The sequence below is a fragment of the Ruegeria sp. R8_1 genome (genome assembly GCF_017743815.1).
GTDB classification, from domain to species: Bacteria; Pseudomonadota; Alphaproteobacteria; order Rhodobacterales; family Rhodobacteraceae; genus Ruegeria; species Ruegeria lacuscaerulensis_A.
Genome location: NZ_JAGHRL010000003.1, coordinates 503,729 through 518,046 on the forward strand (window position 1 = coordinate 503,729; position 14,318 = coordinate 518,046).

The 14,318-nt window shown below is 57.8% G+C and carries 13 protein-coding genes; 5 read left to right on the plus strand and 8 right to left on the minus strand.

Annotation, left to right across the window (positions count from 1 at the left end):
• Positions 1-44 precede the first annotated feature (44 nt).
• The 4 genes from J7380_RS09855 to J7380_RS09870 are packed head-to-tail and all read left to right on the plus strand — an operon-like array spanning position 45 to position 4,926.
• Complete coding sequence (locus J7380_RS09855) at positions 45-1,340, plus strand: flagellar hook-basal body complex protein (protein ID WP_209195567.1); 1,296 nt, start codon at positions 45-47, stop codon at positions 1,338-1,340.
• Between the two features lie 33 nt (positions 1,341-1,373).
• The gene (gene flgK / locus J7380_RS09860; RefSeq protein ID WP_209195568.1) at positions 1,374-2,825 is read left to right on the plus strand and encodes a flagellar hook-associated protein FlgK; all 1,452 of its coding nucleotides are present in this window, start codon (positions 1,374-1,376) and stop codon (positions 2,823-2,825) included.
• Between the two features lie 2 nt (positions 2,826-2,827).
• Positions 2,828-3,835 (plus strand): flagellin, encoded by a 1,008-nt coding sequence (locus tag J7380_RS09865; RefSeq protein ID WP_209195569.1) that lies wholly within the window; start codon positions 2,828-2,830, stop codon positions 3,833-3,835.
• Entirely contained in the window at positions 3,832-4,926 is a 1,095-nt protein-coding gene (locus tag J7380_RS09870) for a flagellar basal body P-ring protein FlgI (protein ID WP_170755354.1), read from the plus strand. The genes J7380_RS09865 and J7380_RS09870 overlap by 4 nt, the downstream gene beginning before the upstream one ends.
• A 53-nt stretch (positions 4,927-4,979) precedes the next feature.
• On the opposite strand, the gene J7380_RS09875 is transcribed toward J7380_RS09870, so the two are convergent.
• The 8 genes from J7380_RS09875 to J7380_RS09910 all read right to left on the minus strand — a co-directional run bounded on the left by J7380_RS09875 (position 4,980) and on the right by J7380_RS09910 (position 12,567).
• Entirely contained in the window at positions 4,980-5,627 is a 648-nt protein-coding gene (locus J7380_RS09875) for a DUF1523 family protein (RefSeq protein WP_209195570.1), read from the minus strand.
• An 11-nt stretch (positions 5,628-5,638) separates the two neighbouring features.
• Entirely contained in the window at positions 5,639-5,905 is a 267-nt protein-coding gene (locus J7380_RS09880; RefSeq protein WP_170353799.1) for a hypothetical protein, read from the minus strand.
• Positions 5,906-7,243, minus strand: a complete 1,338-nt coding sequence (locus J7380_RS09885; RefSeq protein ID WP_209195571.1) for a DUF6638 family protein — start codon at positions 7,241-7,243, stop codon at positions 5,906-5,908.
• Between the two features lie 241 nt (positions 7,244-7,484).
• Entirely contained in the window at positions 7,485-7,781 is a 297-nt protein-coding gene (locus J7380_RS09890; RefSeq protein WP_170353801.1) for a hypothetical protein, read from the minus strand.
• Entirely contained in the window at positions 7,778-8,113 is a 336-nt protein-coding gene (locus J7380_RS09895; RefSeq protein ID WP_209195572.1) for a hypothetical protein, read from the minus strand. The genes J7380_RS09890 and J7380_RS09895 overlap by 4 nt, the downstream gene beginning before the upstream one ends.
• Positions 8,110-10,041 carry an ATP-binding protein gene (locus J7380_RS09900; protein WP_209195573.1) on the minus strand — a complete coding sequence of 644 codons (1,932 nt, stop codon included), beginning with the start codon at positions 10,039-10,041 and terminating at the stop codon, positions 8,110-8,112. Before J7380_RS09900 ends, J7380_RS09895 begins: the two co-directional genes overlap by 4 nt.
• 57 nt (positions 10,042-10,098) lie before the next feature.
• Positions 10,099-11,217, minus strand: a complete 1,119-nt coding sequence (locus tag J7380_RS09905; RefSeq protein WP_209195574.1) for a hypothetical protein — start codon at positions 11,215-11,217, stop codon at positions 10,099-10,101.
• 270 nt (positions 11,218-11,487) lie between these two features.
• Positions 11,488-12,567, minus strand: a complete 1,080-nt coding sequence (locus tag J7380_RS09910) for a hypothetical protein (RefSeq protein WP_209195575.1) — start codon at positions 12,565-12,567, stop codon at positions 11,488-11,490.
• Positions 12,568-12,815: 248 nt separating this feature from the next.
• Between J7380_RS09910 and J7380_RS09915 the strand changes: the two genes are divergently transcribed.
• Entirely contained in the window at positions 12,816-14,291 is a 1,476-nt protein-coding gene (locus J7380_RS09915) for an NAD-dependent succinate-semialdehyde dehydrogenase (RefSeq protein WP_170353808.1), read from the plus strand.
• The last annotated feature ends 27 nt before the right edge of the window (positions 14,292-14,318 follow it).

The window sequence follows — 14,318 nt, forward strand, 5'->3', positions numbered from 1 at the left end:
GTTAGCTGTTGCATCAAGGATTGACGCAACAGAAGGGCGTGCCCATGACTATTTCATCTTCATTGAATGCTGGCGTGGCTGCATTGAAGGCCAATGCAAATCGGTTGGCAACGATTTCCGACAACATCGCCAACTCGTCCACATTTGGGTACAAGCGGGTTGAAACTGATTTTCATTCCATGGTCACGTCTGGCCAAGGCGGCAGCTATTCGGCGGGCGGTGTGCGCACCACCAGCCAGCGACTGATCGACCAGCGCGGCTCGCTGGTAACGACGAACAACTCGACCGATCTGGCAGTACGCGGGCGTGGGATGCTACCGGTGCGTCCCAGTTCCCAGATCGCGGGTGGTTCGAACGAGATGTTGTTGACCACAACCGGTTCGTTTCGCACCAATGAAGAGGGGTATCTGGTCACCGAATCCGGTTTGGTTTTGCTAGGCTGGCGGGCAAATCCTGACGGGTCCATCCCGGCAGTACCACGTGACACGCCCGCCGCGCTGGAGCCCATTCAACTTAGTGTCAATCAATTGTCCGGTGCGCCAACCACGCAGATGAACCTGCGTATGAACTTGCCTGCTACCGCAACAGATGCAGGGGCATCTGGGGACAGCCAACCTCTGTCCGTCGAATATTTTGACAATCTGGGCAAATCGGAAAGCATCGATATCGAACTGGTGCCCACCGTTCCCGCAACAGGGTCCAGCAATGAATGGACCATGATCATGCGCGATTCGGCTTCGGGCGGCGCGGTGATCGGGGAATATACTTTGACCTTTACCGACAGCCGGACAGCAGGCGGCACCCTTGCCAGCGTCACGGCAGTTTCTGGCGGTGCTTATGACCCTGCCACCGGCAGCGTTGTGGTGAACGTGGCGGGCGGCCCGATGGAGGTTAATATCGGCCAGATCGGCGACGCAGATGGTATCACACAGTTGTCGGATACATTTGCGCCGGTTTCGATCACTCGGGATGGGTCAGCTGTGGGAACGATGACCAGTGTTCAGGTCGACGAGAACGGCTATGTCTACGCGTTTTATGACACTGGCGTCAGCCGCCGTATGTTCCAGATTCCGTTGGCAGATGTTCCAAATCCCAACGGCTTGACGGCATTGGACAGCCAAACCTATGCACCGTCGCGCGAAAGCGGCACGTTCTTTTTGTGGAATGCGGGTGAAGGTCCGACGGGTGATCTGGTTTCTTTCGCGCGCGAGGAATCCACCACCGATGTCGCGACCGAACTGACCTCGATGATCCAAACGCAGCGGGCTTACTCTTCAAGCGCGAAAGTCATCCAGACGGTCGATGAGATGCTGCAGGAAACCACCAATATCAAACGCTGATTTCGGCGTTAACCCAGCGAAAGGACCCGTGCCATGAACATGTCGACGGCCCTGAACAATGCCATTGGCGGTCTTACGGCCGCCAGCCGCGGCGCCTCGGTAGTGTCCGAGAACATCGCCAACGCGCTAACGCCCGGCTATGCACGCAGAAGTCTGGAACTGACGACGAACACGATTTCTGGCCATGGCGTTAGAACCGTCGGCGTGGTTCGAAACCAGGATCCTGTGCTGACAGCCAACCGCCGCACCGCAGATGCCGATCTGGCACGTCAATCGACCGTTTCAGGTTTTCACAGCAGGTTGGAGGGACTTGTCGGCACCCCGGATGACGCCACATCCCTTGCAGCCCGACTGGCCGATTTCGACGGCGCCTTGATTACCGCGTCCAGTCTGCCCGACTCGTCAGAGCGTCTGGATCAGGTTGCCCGCACGGGTCGCGATCTCGCAAACAGTCTGAATGCTGCCTCGGAAGGGCTGCGTGATCTGCGGTCGGACGCGGATCGGTCAATTGGTCGATTTGTCGACAGGCTGAACCAGACGTTGACCGACATTGAGGCATTGAATGCCAAGATTCCCGCCGTCAAATACGCCGGTGGTGAGATTGGGGCCTTGCTGGACCAAAGGCAGGTTCTGATCGATCAAGTCAACGAGGTTATTCCAGTTAATGTTGTGCCTCGAGCCAATGATCAGGTGTCCATCTACTCGGATGGAGGGTTGATCTTGCTTGAAGGTACAGCAGCCGAGTTTACGTTCACAACAACTGGCGAGACCAAGCCCCATATGACTGTGGCAAACGGCTTGTTGTCGGGCCTGCAGATGAACGGAAACCCGGTTCGCACCAGCGGTGACAACGCGCAGATCAAAGGGGGTGCTCTCGCTGCTGAGTTCGAAATCCGCGATGAGCTTGCTGTTGAGGCCCAGGGTAATCTGGACACGGTCGCGCGCGATCTGATCGAGCGGTTTGAAACACCGGGTCTGGACCCTACGGCGCTGGCCACCGATCCGGGGTTGTTCACTGATGAAGGCAATCGTTTTGATCCAACTGCACCCGCCGGTCTGGCCTCGCGGGTTAACCTGAATGCTGTTGTGGATCCTGACAACGGCGGTCAAAGCTGGAAATTGCGCGCAGGCCTAGGGGCGATAACCCCCGGAGACCCCGGAAACGCCACGCAATTGCAGGCGTTCGGGGCCGCTCTTTCGCAAGCGCGACCGGTAGCCGCGTCCCCTTTCGGGACCGGGGACATGCGCGCATCCGACCTGACCGAAGCGCTTCTATCCAGAACCGGTGCGAATGCGCACACGGCCAGTCAACGTCTGGCTTTCGCCAATAGCGCCCAGCTTGAGATGACCAAGATCGAAGCAGAACAAGGCGTGGACACGGATCAGGAGCTTCAGCGTCTGATCCAGATTGAACAGATCTATTCAGCGAACGCACGGCTTATCTCGGTCGTGGATGAGTTGATGGAAACTTTGCTGAGGTTGTGATCATGACTTTGACATCTATAGGTGATTTGGCGCGGGGCCTCACTCTGAAAAGCCGCGCAACCGAAATCAAAACCCAGATCGAAACTCTGTCCTACGAAATGTCCACGGGCAAAGTGCAGGACGTCAGTGGCCGTCTGGACGGGGACTATTCTCATTTGCTTGATCTCGATCGCAGTCTGTCACGGCTTGAGGCGTTCAAAGTCTCAACTGCCGAGGCCAGCTTGTTCACCGATGCCATGCAGCTAAGCCTGACGACGATTGACGATTCCGTCGGAGAGATAACCGCCGCACTTTTGTCTTTTGGCACGTCCAATCAAGCGGTTACCCACGAAAACGCCTCGGTTCAGGCAAGGAATGAGCTGGACACGATCATGTCAGCACTGAACACCCGTGCCGGGGGGCGCAGTCTGTTTTCAGGCACAGCAACGGATGTCTCACCCTTGCCGGCCGCAGATACCCTTCTGACAGCGCTTGAGGCCGAGTTGACCGGGTTGGTCACGGCAACAGATATTCGGCAGGCGGCGGAAGACTGGTTCAATGACCCCACGGGTTTTGATGCGGTTATTTACCAAGGTTCGGCTGCAACGCTTTCTCCGATGCAAATTTCTGAGAATGAAAGCGTCAACGTACCGGTAACTGCGACCGACCCGGCGCTGAAGGCCGCGATCAGGGACATCGCTGTCGCTGCTCTGGTCTCGGATAACGCATTGAACCTACCCCGCGATCAACGAACCGCGCTGTTCAAGCAGTTGGGTGTCGATCTGGCCAACACGCAAAATGAAACAGTAAACCTGCGCGCTCTGGTCGGTGCTGCAGAAGCCCGAATTGATCAGGCGGCGACACGCAACAGCGCAGCAATGACAAGCCTTGAATTCAGTCGAAACGAACTGATTGCCGCGGACCCTTATCAAACCGCGGCGCAACTACAGACAGTCCAGTTTCAATTGGAAAGCCTGTATTCCGTAACCGTTCGCAACGCGAACCTGTCACTGGTGAACTTCCTGAGATGAGAGTTCTGGTTTTCATTTTGATGCTGCTGCCTGGTCTGGCCTCGGCTGGCGCGATCCGGTTGAAAGACCTCGTGGACTTTGATGGTGTTCGGGGAAATGACCTTGTCGGCTATGGCCTTGTGGTTGGCCTGAACGGAACCGGGGATGGGCTGCGCAATTCCCCATTTACCGAGGAAATCATGTCCAATATCCTCGAACGTTTGGGGGTGAACGTGAACGGTGAGGATTTTCGACCCAAGAACGTGGCCGCCGTGTTGGTAACCGCCAGCTTGCCGCCATTTGCCAGGGTCGGTGGCCAGATTGACGTGACGGTTTCAGCCATCGGGGATTCCAACAGTCTTTTAGGAGGCACCCTGATCATGACGCCCTTGAATGCAGCGGACGGTCAGATCTATGCGGTCGCCCAAGGCACCGTTCTGGCCGGTGGTGCCGCTGTCGAGGGTGAAGCCGCGTCTGTCGTGCGCGGGGTTCCGACCTCTGGCGTCATCCCCTCTGGGGCGAGGGTCGAGCGCGAGATTGATTTTGACCTTTCGTCGCTGACGCAAATGCGGCTGGCGCTCAGAGAGCCGGATTTTACTACCGCTGGCCGGATTGAGTCTGCAATCAACACGGAATTTAACCGCCCCGTTGCCATCATGCGAGATTCTGGCACGGTGGAGTTGAACATTGCCGCGACACAGTCGATCTCGACTGCGCATGCGTTGGGTCGGATCGAAAACATTCTGGTCGAGCCGGAAACCAAAGCGCGCGTCGTGGTGGATCAGCGCTCTGGCACGATTGTCATGGGTCAAGAGGTTCGCATTTCGCGCGTTGCAGTCTCGCAGGGGAACCTGACCCTCACGGTAGAAGAAGCCCCTATTGCAGTACAACCCAACCCGTTTGCGCGTGGTGAAACAGTTGTTGTCCCCCGAACGATAGCCGGGATCGAAGAAGAAGAAGGGACTGGTTTGGCCGAAATCCCCGAGGCAACAACACTATCAGAGGTTGTTGCCGGCCTGAACGCACTAGGCGTTTCACCTCGCGACATGATCGATATCCTGAAAACGATCAAAGCCGCTGGGGCATTGCACGCGGAATTCGTGGTGCGTTAAGGGTTCGGCGGGGCCATGGGCCCCGTCCTGCCTTTCGCGAAAGAAGAACGGGATTACTTGGATTTCCAGCTATCCAGCCACTTCCTGAACCTGCTGCTTTGTTCTCCAATCGCATCCCCGGCGGCGTATAACCCGTCTTCGACGTTTTCGATCACAGGATCGACTCGTGCCGCGCGGAACCTGCGCCAACGCACCCATATGGCCCAGATGATCGCGAAAAAGACGGTCAGGAAAATGATGTTGAACCAAGGGATCAGCCGCACATCGGGGCTATCGACCGGGCGAACAGAAACAGCATTTGGAAAGATCGACATTAACTGATTGCGCCAGCCGTAATGGCGCAGCACCACCCATTGCGGGTTATCCGCAGTCGAGACCAAATTGGTCAGTTCGGCCTGCAGGTTCGAACTATCGAGCTTGAAGTATGGTGGCCATCCCCAGCCGGTATCTTCATTGCGGTAAACACGCGGTTTGCCATTGGGGCGGAAGGTTTCGACAAAGCGCACGTCGCGGTTGACAGTCTGCGCGCCCTCTTGCCCGGTATCCTGCTGCGCCCAGAAGATCGAGTTCTCACCGAAATCGACGCGCCGCACCTCGGTCTTGACGATCCGCACCACATCCTGCTGTGGCAGGGTGTATTCCAGAACCGAGGCAACCAGCCCCCAGAAGACGATGATGAATGCCCATTTGATATAGACCATCTATTCGGCCCTCACATGAAATTTGTTATATAGATCAGCAGGGCAATGCCCCCCAGCGGGATGACATAGACACCCAGCAGCAGTTTCTTTCGGAACGAGTTATCATACTGCCGCATCCCCCGCTGCAGAAATGCGTCACGATCGCCATGCAGCCCTTTCTTTTCCCAATGTGCGATCAGTTTACGACGGCGTATCAGACGGGAATAGATCGACAACCCGACATAAATCACTGTCAGAATGACCAGTAAGGGGATCAGAAAACGGATTGCGACGATCATTCAGCTTCTCCCTACCGCGCCCCAGGGGCCAACCCGCGCGATGACCGCGTCGCTGACCCGGTCGGTGCCGGTCATGTCCGGTTCATGGCCGAACAGCGCGGCGCGGGCACCGGCTTTGTCCACCTGATACTCGCGCGCGAGGAAGTCGGCAACATAGGCTTTCTTGGTGTCCGGCCAGGTGGAATAGGTCTGGTAGAACAGCTCTTTGTGGCAGATGAACATCTGGCGCGGGTCCAGCGGGGCCAATTCGGCCAACAGCATGTTCACCAGATCGCGGTTCGGCGTGTCGGCGGCGCGCAGCGTATAGAAATAAGCCGGGTGGTCCGAGGTGATCCGCGGCCACGGCCCCCCGTCACTAGCCCAGCGCAGCAACTGGGCCAGGCCATGATAGGCCTCGGGCAGGTGATCGGCGTGGTTGCGGGCCAGACGGCGCATATCGCTGCGGTCCAGCCCGGTCAGGTCAACGCCCGCGTCAGCTGCGGCATGGATGGTCAGGAAATCCATCTTTTGCTGCAACACAGCGGCTGAGTTCACGCCACGCGCCTCGATAATGGTTTCGACCAGAGAGTTGTCGTTCAGAAACGCCGCAATCTGGTGCCACTGCGCAGGATCAAACACGTGGTTCAACGGCAAATCATCAGCCCGGCCGCCTATGCAAATCGCCGCCGGATAGTCCAGATCGGGGAAGAGGTAGAGCCCGCCGAAATGCGCCGTCCAGAAATTGCGCTGTTCAAACGCAGTGTGACGCAGGTGAACAGGGTTTCGGGTGACGTCCCCGGTTTCTTTGGCAGTTTCGATCATTTTGGCGATCAGCACATCGTCGAACCAGGCGTCCTCTTGGGTTTTGAACTGTTCGACCATGCCTGCGAGTTGTTCGGCCCTGCGCAGAGTGCCGCCTACCGTGTCGGCTTCAATCTCAATCTTGCGCAGGTTCAGAAGATCGGCGGGCGTGGTGAGTTTGAAGACCGAGTTCACCAGCTCTCCGGCCACCGCATCCGTGGCCGTCAGGGCGAACAACTGCGCCTCATTCATCTCGATGAACTCGCGCAGAATATCGCGCGAGGTCGAGAATTTGACGTTCAGCAAAGGCGCGCGTTTCTGCTCGGTCGTCAGCAGGATGAACTGCCGGTTGACCCCGTTGGGGTTGAGGTAGAGCGGGTCGTCCAATTCCTGCCCGATCTCAGGCGAATAGCCCGAGATATCCACGTGGAAATCTGTCAGATCAGTGGTCTTGCCCGCCAGATGCTGCAATGCGCGGTTATACCGCTCGACCAAGGCCGGGCTGGAAATGTGGACGAGGTTGCCAAACATCAGGCCTTTTTCGATGAGGCGGATCATGGAAGATACCTTTTGAAAACCCATCGCCCCAGAAGAAGCAAAATTGATAAGATCACGCCGAGGAAACACCCAAATAGCAGGAAGCTCAGAAAAACTTCGCTTGGTGAGTCCGTTGCGCCACAACTACGAATGACCCGGAAGTTTTCGGGCATCAGCCCGTCCCAACCGCAAATAGTGGCGGTCATAAATACAGCCAGACTGACTGCAAATAAGACTGCGGCGATGATCACTCTCAAGTTCGTCACCTCATCATTCTATTCAGACGACCAACAACCACAACTGCCAGCACCAACAGTGGCAGCGCAAACGCCCGCGCGGTGATTTGCAGGTTGAACCCGATGTACGACACCACACTGCCTTCAAACAGGATCAGGGTCTCGTCCCACGACGCGCCTTCAAAGCCGCTGCCTGCATTCACACCGAACTGAGTCAGATACAGAACCGCGACGGCGCCCAGAAATCCGAACACACCCCAACGCAGGGGCAGGATCAGGCCCAGTACAAGCGCCAAACCAGAGATTGCGAGAGTTAAAGTCATGTCATTACGTCCTTTTTCCGGCGATGCGTGACTGCATACGCTCCGCCGGCCAAGATCATCGCGGGGACGAGCCAGAACAACGATTGCACAAGGAATTGTGAAGGCGCCTGACCCGGACCAAAAGCATGGATCAGTGAGGCGGGGCGCAGAACGGACGCGCCGTTGATCCAGATCTCAAACAGGGCGCTCCAGATATAGGTGACTGCGAAAACGATCAGCACCAGCATCGCAAATGCACGGCGGGAGGGTGATCGGCGGCGGGCGACCATGATGCCGAAAAACAGGCAAACACCGATCAGCGACCCGAAGATTAGGATCAGGCCACCGGTCATGTTTTGCCCTCCAGATACCGCCGCTTGGCCTCTTCCATCCGGCCCATGTCGCGCACGGCGGCCTCAATCGCGACCTCATCGCTCTTGTCGGCATAGCGGAATTCGCTGTCGGCGTAGCGGTTGATTTCCTGCATCACCATGTCCACCGTGATCGGCTGGCGCAGGTCTTCGATCATCGCCTTCTTGGTGTCGTAGTCGCGAAACAGGAACAGGTCGGGGTTCTCCATCCACTCATCAGGCAGTTCGAAATCCATCGCGCGAACCTTGACCGCGTCGGTGATGTTCTTGATCGCGCGGCCGGTGAAGCGCTCATCCGCCTGCTGGATCGCCTTGAGGTAGGTGCCCAGCTTGGCGATTGTGTCCATCTGGCCGATCTCGCCGGACACGCGGTCATAGACCTGCAGCAGAGCGTCCTCATGCGGGCGGGAATGGCTTTCGAAACTGGCGGCGACGGCCTTCTTGATCTCCTGCGCGGCATAGGCTTCGTGTTCGCCCAGCGGGATGTCGTGGTTGCGGCCCATCAGAAGATGCAGAATGTCGATGTAATCCTCGCGCGTCTGCGGCCCGTCCACCAGAAACCGCGCGCCCGCCCGCTGGCGCAGGGCGTCATCCACATTCTCGGGGTAGTTCGAGAACATGCCAAAGGTGCAATTGCCGCGCACAACAGTGTTGGCGCCCGCAAAACTCTCCATCAGCACGGCGGTGATTTCCAACTGCCCAGCGCTGGACTGCCGGTCGCCACGCTTGCCTGCCAATTGGTCGATATCATCGATGGTGCCGAACCCGATGACCGAAGGGTCGATGATCGTGTTGATAAACGCCTTGGCGTTCTGGCCGGATTTGCCCTGATAGCTGTCGATATTGTCGGTGCTCAGGTTCTGATACCGGAACGGATAGCCCGCGTTCTGACAGTAGTCATTGATCAGCCCGGCCATCATCTGAATCAGGGTGGTCTTGCCGGTGCCCGGTTTGCCGTCGCCCATGAAGGTAAAGATGAACCCGCCAAGCTCCGCAAACGGGTTCAAGCGGCGGTCGAAATCATAGGCCATCAGCATCTTGGCCAGCTTCATTGCCTGATACTTGGCGATGTGGTTGCCCACCACCTCGTTCGGCTTCTTGAACGTCATGGTCAGGGTGGTGGACTTGGCCTTGGAGGCGGGCTCAAACCCCCGGATTGTCAGGTCGTCGGCCTCAATATGCCACGCGGCGTTCTGGAACGGGGCCATATGGCGCGCGGACTGCGCGCGCAGGGCGGCCTTGTCCATCAGTTGTTCGGCATAGGCGCTCGTGGCCGCGATCAGATGCGCGTCGTCGGGGGCGTGTTTTGCCAACACTTGATCCAGCTCCCACAGGGCACCGTGCAGAACGAGTTGACCATTGTCAGTCAGAACCTCTTCGATCTCGCCGAGGTCGACGGTGGTCTCGCCCAGATGCGAAGACATCAGGTAGGCCAGCGCATTCCCGAATGTATGGGATGTGATCAAAGCTTCGGCCGTCAGCAATTCCGAGAATTCTGTTTTGCGCGCCACGGGCAAATCCCCCGCCAGGTTGGCGCGTTTCAGATCGGCCAGCGGGGTCTGTTCCGCATAAGCCTCGGCCACGGCCAGAGCGATCGCAATCGCCCGGCGAAGGGCTTGTTGTGTGGTGGCCTGCGGCGGCGAAACCAGCGTATCGCCGTCGTCCGAAGCCTCGATCCGCTCAACCAGATGCACCCCGTCCGCACGCACGCTGCGCCGCGTCACCAACCCCGGAGTCGTGGATCTAAACCGCCGTCCGGTCGGAACACCCGGCGACCGCTCGACCGCCGTATCAACGGGTTTTGCAATCCGCGGCGCGTGTTCGAACCCGTTCAGCAAAGCGGTCGCTGCCGGGTAATGCTTGCGAATATCGTCTTCGCGCAATTCCATCTGATCTGACGTCAAACTCATTTCAAAAACCGCCGTTGCTTCTTCTGTTCAAAAATACTTCCGCCCGATGCGAAAAAACTAATAGCGCAACACCTGCCCGGTCTTGCTGACCACGAATTTGCGCACATCAGCAAACCCCGGCGGGCTGCGCTCGGCCAGAACCTGAAACGGGCGCTGGGGCAGGATGATCGACCGCTGCGTTTGCGTAGCTCCGGTCTCGGCCCCCTGCCCGCCGAACGGGTCCAAGGCGAACACCTCGCGCTCGACGGTCGAAAACCACCCGGCGCGTTCTTCGATCACGTCCTCGCTTTCCAACTGTTCCATGGTCCAGGCCAGCGCCCAATCCTGACCTTCGGGGGCCTGAGCGTCCTCCAGCACTTGCCGCAAGGGCCCGGATTGTTCCGTATAGGCCGAGGAATACATCGGACCTACATGGATGCGGCGCAGGTGTTTGGGGTGCAGGTCGTCGAAATCCTGATCGAAGCCCTTGGCAATTGTGACCAGCTTCAACCCGCCCAAGGATTGCGCCATCAGATGCGCCTGCACCTCGGGCCAGCGACGTTGGTCTTTGGGCAGGGCCGTCCGACCACTGTCCTCCAACTGCATCAAGTAGATAACCGGCAGGTTGATCTGGCTGTCATAGACCGCCCAATGGAGCAGGAACTTGCGCCGCTCGCCCTCATTCCCGATCCATTGACATTCGGGATCATTGCGGGCCCAGAACAGCTCTCCCTTGAGCAATTCCTCGTAATAGAGCCTTTGGGACAGCGCGAATTGCAGCTTGGTGGGGATGTCCCGGTCGCCAATGATCGTCCGCACCATGTCGGTTTTCAGATCATCTTCCGAGGGCATATTCGCCAGATGCACCTGCGCCTGCTGCGCATCGTTAGCCATGGTCAGCAACTCAGCCGCCACCGGAAACCCGCTGTCGCGCTTGTCCATCGCAAGGCTGCCAAAGAACCGCCCCGTATCGCGCCCGACCAGCAGGTATTTCATGCTGAGCGCCCGGAAGGTGTAGAGCAGCCCCGAGAGGTAGCGCGACACGATCCGCACCTCTTGCTTGCTGATCGCACCCTCGGCCTCCATCGTCGCAGCCACGCGCAGGAGGTGGACGGTGATCACCTCGAATTTGCGGAAATAGCGGCGCGAGGCGAAGGTGTCGGTCAGGCCGACATGGTCTTGGGTGGGGTCAGTCATCGGCAGAAGGATCGCTTTGGTTCATTCTCCGCTGCTTCATACGGGAAGAAAGACTGACGATAAGCCAAAAAAGGTACAAGATGAGGGCCAATAACCCAATCACCAAACAAATTGGGCCAACAGTAAACACAAACAAAGTAAGAAGGTTTGCCAGTCTCGGGAAAGCTTCAAGTGAAAGAAGTATGTAAGCCAGACCAAATGCTACGAATGGTGAGGCTATGAGAAGGAGGGTAAGCCAGATATCTCCGGTTTTACGACTACTAGACTGTCTCATCCGCCATACAAATTCTTGTCATGCTTCTCGACAATCGAGGCAAACCGGCGGGCAAAGCGTTCGTCGGCCTTGGCCTTTTTCTCCAGCACGTCGCGGGCAAAGACCATGTGGTCCTCATGCGCCTCGAGCATGTCGGCCATCTTCTGGTTGGTCGCGGTGCCGATGGCGGCCATTGCCGTCTGCGCTTCTTGATCCGTCTGCACACCGATCTCGTTGATGCGGTGGGCCACGTCCTGCTGCTGCGCGGTTTTCAGCGATTTGGTCAGGGCGTCATACAGCACCACGCGCTGTTGCGTGTCTGTTTGCAGCTTGTTGATCAGCACCATCTGCGTCGCCGCCTGGTTTTGCAGGGAATCGACCCAGGTCTTTCCCTTTTCGATATAGCGCTCCAGCGTCTGGGACTTGGCCAGCTTGACCTGCTCCTCCTGAACCTTGGCGTTGTATTGCTTGTTCAGCTCGGCCAGTTCAGTCTCCAGCTGAGTGCGCGCAGCGGCGTCCTGTTCGACGCTGATCTTGTTTTCCAGCGTGATAATGGTCGGGTCCATGCCCTGAATCTCTGCCCGCAGGGCTTCCAGCTCGGCCACGGTGGCTTCGCGATCATCCAGCGTGCCGGTCAGATTGTCTTCAACCTTGACGCGCTGTTCTTCCAGCACCGACAGCTGCCCTTCCAGCAATTTCACGATCACATCGGATTTGGCGATCAGGTCCTGCAGCTTGTCGTCAATGTTGGCAGTGCGCATCCGTTCTTGTCGCATCGACTCGGACTTGGCTTTGGCGAAGATGCCCACAAAGCTCTCCCACCCGGTTTTCGAGCGCATCTCGTCGAAATCCTTGGAAAACGCGTTGGTGACGTCATCCAGCCCCATGATCAGCTCGGCAATATTGGCGTTCATCACTTCAGTATGGGCGTGCACATCCTCCAGCGTAGCGTTTTCGATGTCGATATCAGCCTCGGCCGTGCCAATCTTGGCCCGGGCGGCGTCAATGCGCGAGGTCAGGTTTTCGATCTGCGACTGGCTTTCGCGGACTTTCGACTGCGTTTCTTCGATCAACGCGTCAAATTTATGGTTCGACATCTGCACTATCCCCTTTTTTGTTCAATTACCCAATAAGATAGGGAATGTTACATCCATTTACATCCCCCAACAGCCAAATTCCTGCAAACTGTGGCAAACTCGGCCCGAAAAAGATAGGCGCGATCTTTCGCACCCGGGTGCCGCTTTTGATCAAATCTGGATTGATCCCTGCCGGGTTGTGGACATAGACATTCCAGACCCCACCTGTTTGTGTGCGACAATTCTAAATCCCTGCCGGAGGCCATGCTATGCTGGACACGACAACCGATCTGAAATCCATCCTGAAAAACCCCGATCTCTTAGCAACCAAGGCCTATATTGGCGGTCAGTGGGTGGACGGCGACAACGGCACGTTTGCCGTCACGAACCCCGCGCGCGGAGATGTCGTGGCCGAGGTCGCGGACCTAAGCCGCGCGCAGGTGGCAGGTGCGATTGCGCAGGCCGAGGCAGCCCAAAAGGAATGGGCCAAACTGACTGGTAAAGAGCGCGCAGTTATCCTGCGCCGCTGGTTCGACCTTATGATGGAAAACGCCGAGGATCTGGGCAAGATTCTGACCGCCGAACAGGGCAAACCGCTGGCTGAAGCGATTGGCGAAATCGGTTATGGTGCGTCCTTCATCGAATTCTTCGGCGAAGAGGCAAAGCGGGTTTACGGTGAGATGATCCCGGGCCATCAGCGCGACAAGCGGATCATGGTTCTGAAGCAGCCCATAGGCGTTGCAGCCTCGATCACGCCGTGGAACTTTCCCAACGCGATGATTACGCGCAAAGCCGCGCCGGCACTGGCGGCCGGATGCGCCTTTGTTGCGCGCCCTGCCAAGGAAACACCTTTGTCTGCGCTGGTCATGGGCGTTCTGGCCGAACAGGCTGGCATTCCGGCGGGCGTGTTCAACGTGCTGCCGTCCTCCAGCGCCAGCGAGATCGGCAAGGAGTTCTGCGAAAACCCCGGCGTACGCAAACTGACCTTTACCGGCTCGACCGAAGTGGGCCGCATCCTGCTGAAACAAGCTGCCGATCAGGTCATGAAATGCTCGATGGAGCTGGGCGGCAACGCGCCGTTCATCGTGTTTGACGACGCAGATCTGGATGCCGCGGTCGAGGGCGCAATGCTGTGCAAGTTCCGCAACAATGGTCAGACCTGTGTCTGCGCGAACCGTATCTACGTGCAGGCAGGTGTCTATGACGCTTTCGCGGCTAAACTGAAAGCCGCCGTTGAGGCGCTGAAGATTGGTGATGGCCTGTCCGAAGGCACGACCACGGGCCCCCTGATCAACGCAGAGGCGGTCGCCAAGGTCGAAGAGCATATCAAGGACGTCACCGACAAGGGCGGTGCCGTTCTGACCGGGGGTCTGCCGCATGATCTGGGTGGCACCTTCTTCCAGCCCACCATCGTAACTGGCGTGACGCAGGACATGATGGTCGCGCAGGATGAAACCTTCGGCCCGCTGGCCCCGCTGTTCAAATTCGAGGACGAAGATGACGTGATTGCCATGGCCAATGACACGATCTTTGGTCTGGCCTCTTACTTCTATGCCAAGGATCTGAGCCGCGTCTACAAGGTGGCCGAGGCATTGGAATATGGCATAGTCGGCGTGAACACGGGCATCATCTCGACCGAGGTGGGGCCTTTTGGCGGTGTCAAACAATCCGGCCTGGGTCGCGAAGGCAGCCATCATGGAATGGAAGACTACCTTGAGATGAAATACGTCTGTCTTTCGGTCTAACTCTTCGCGGCCACTGCCCCGGTAGTG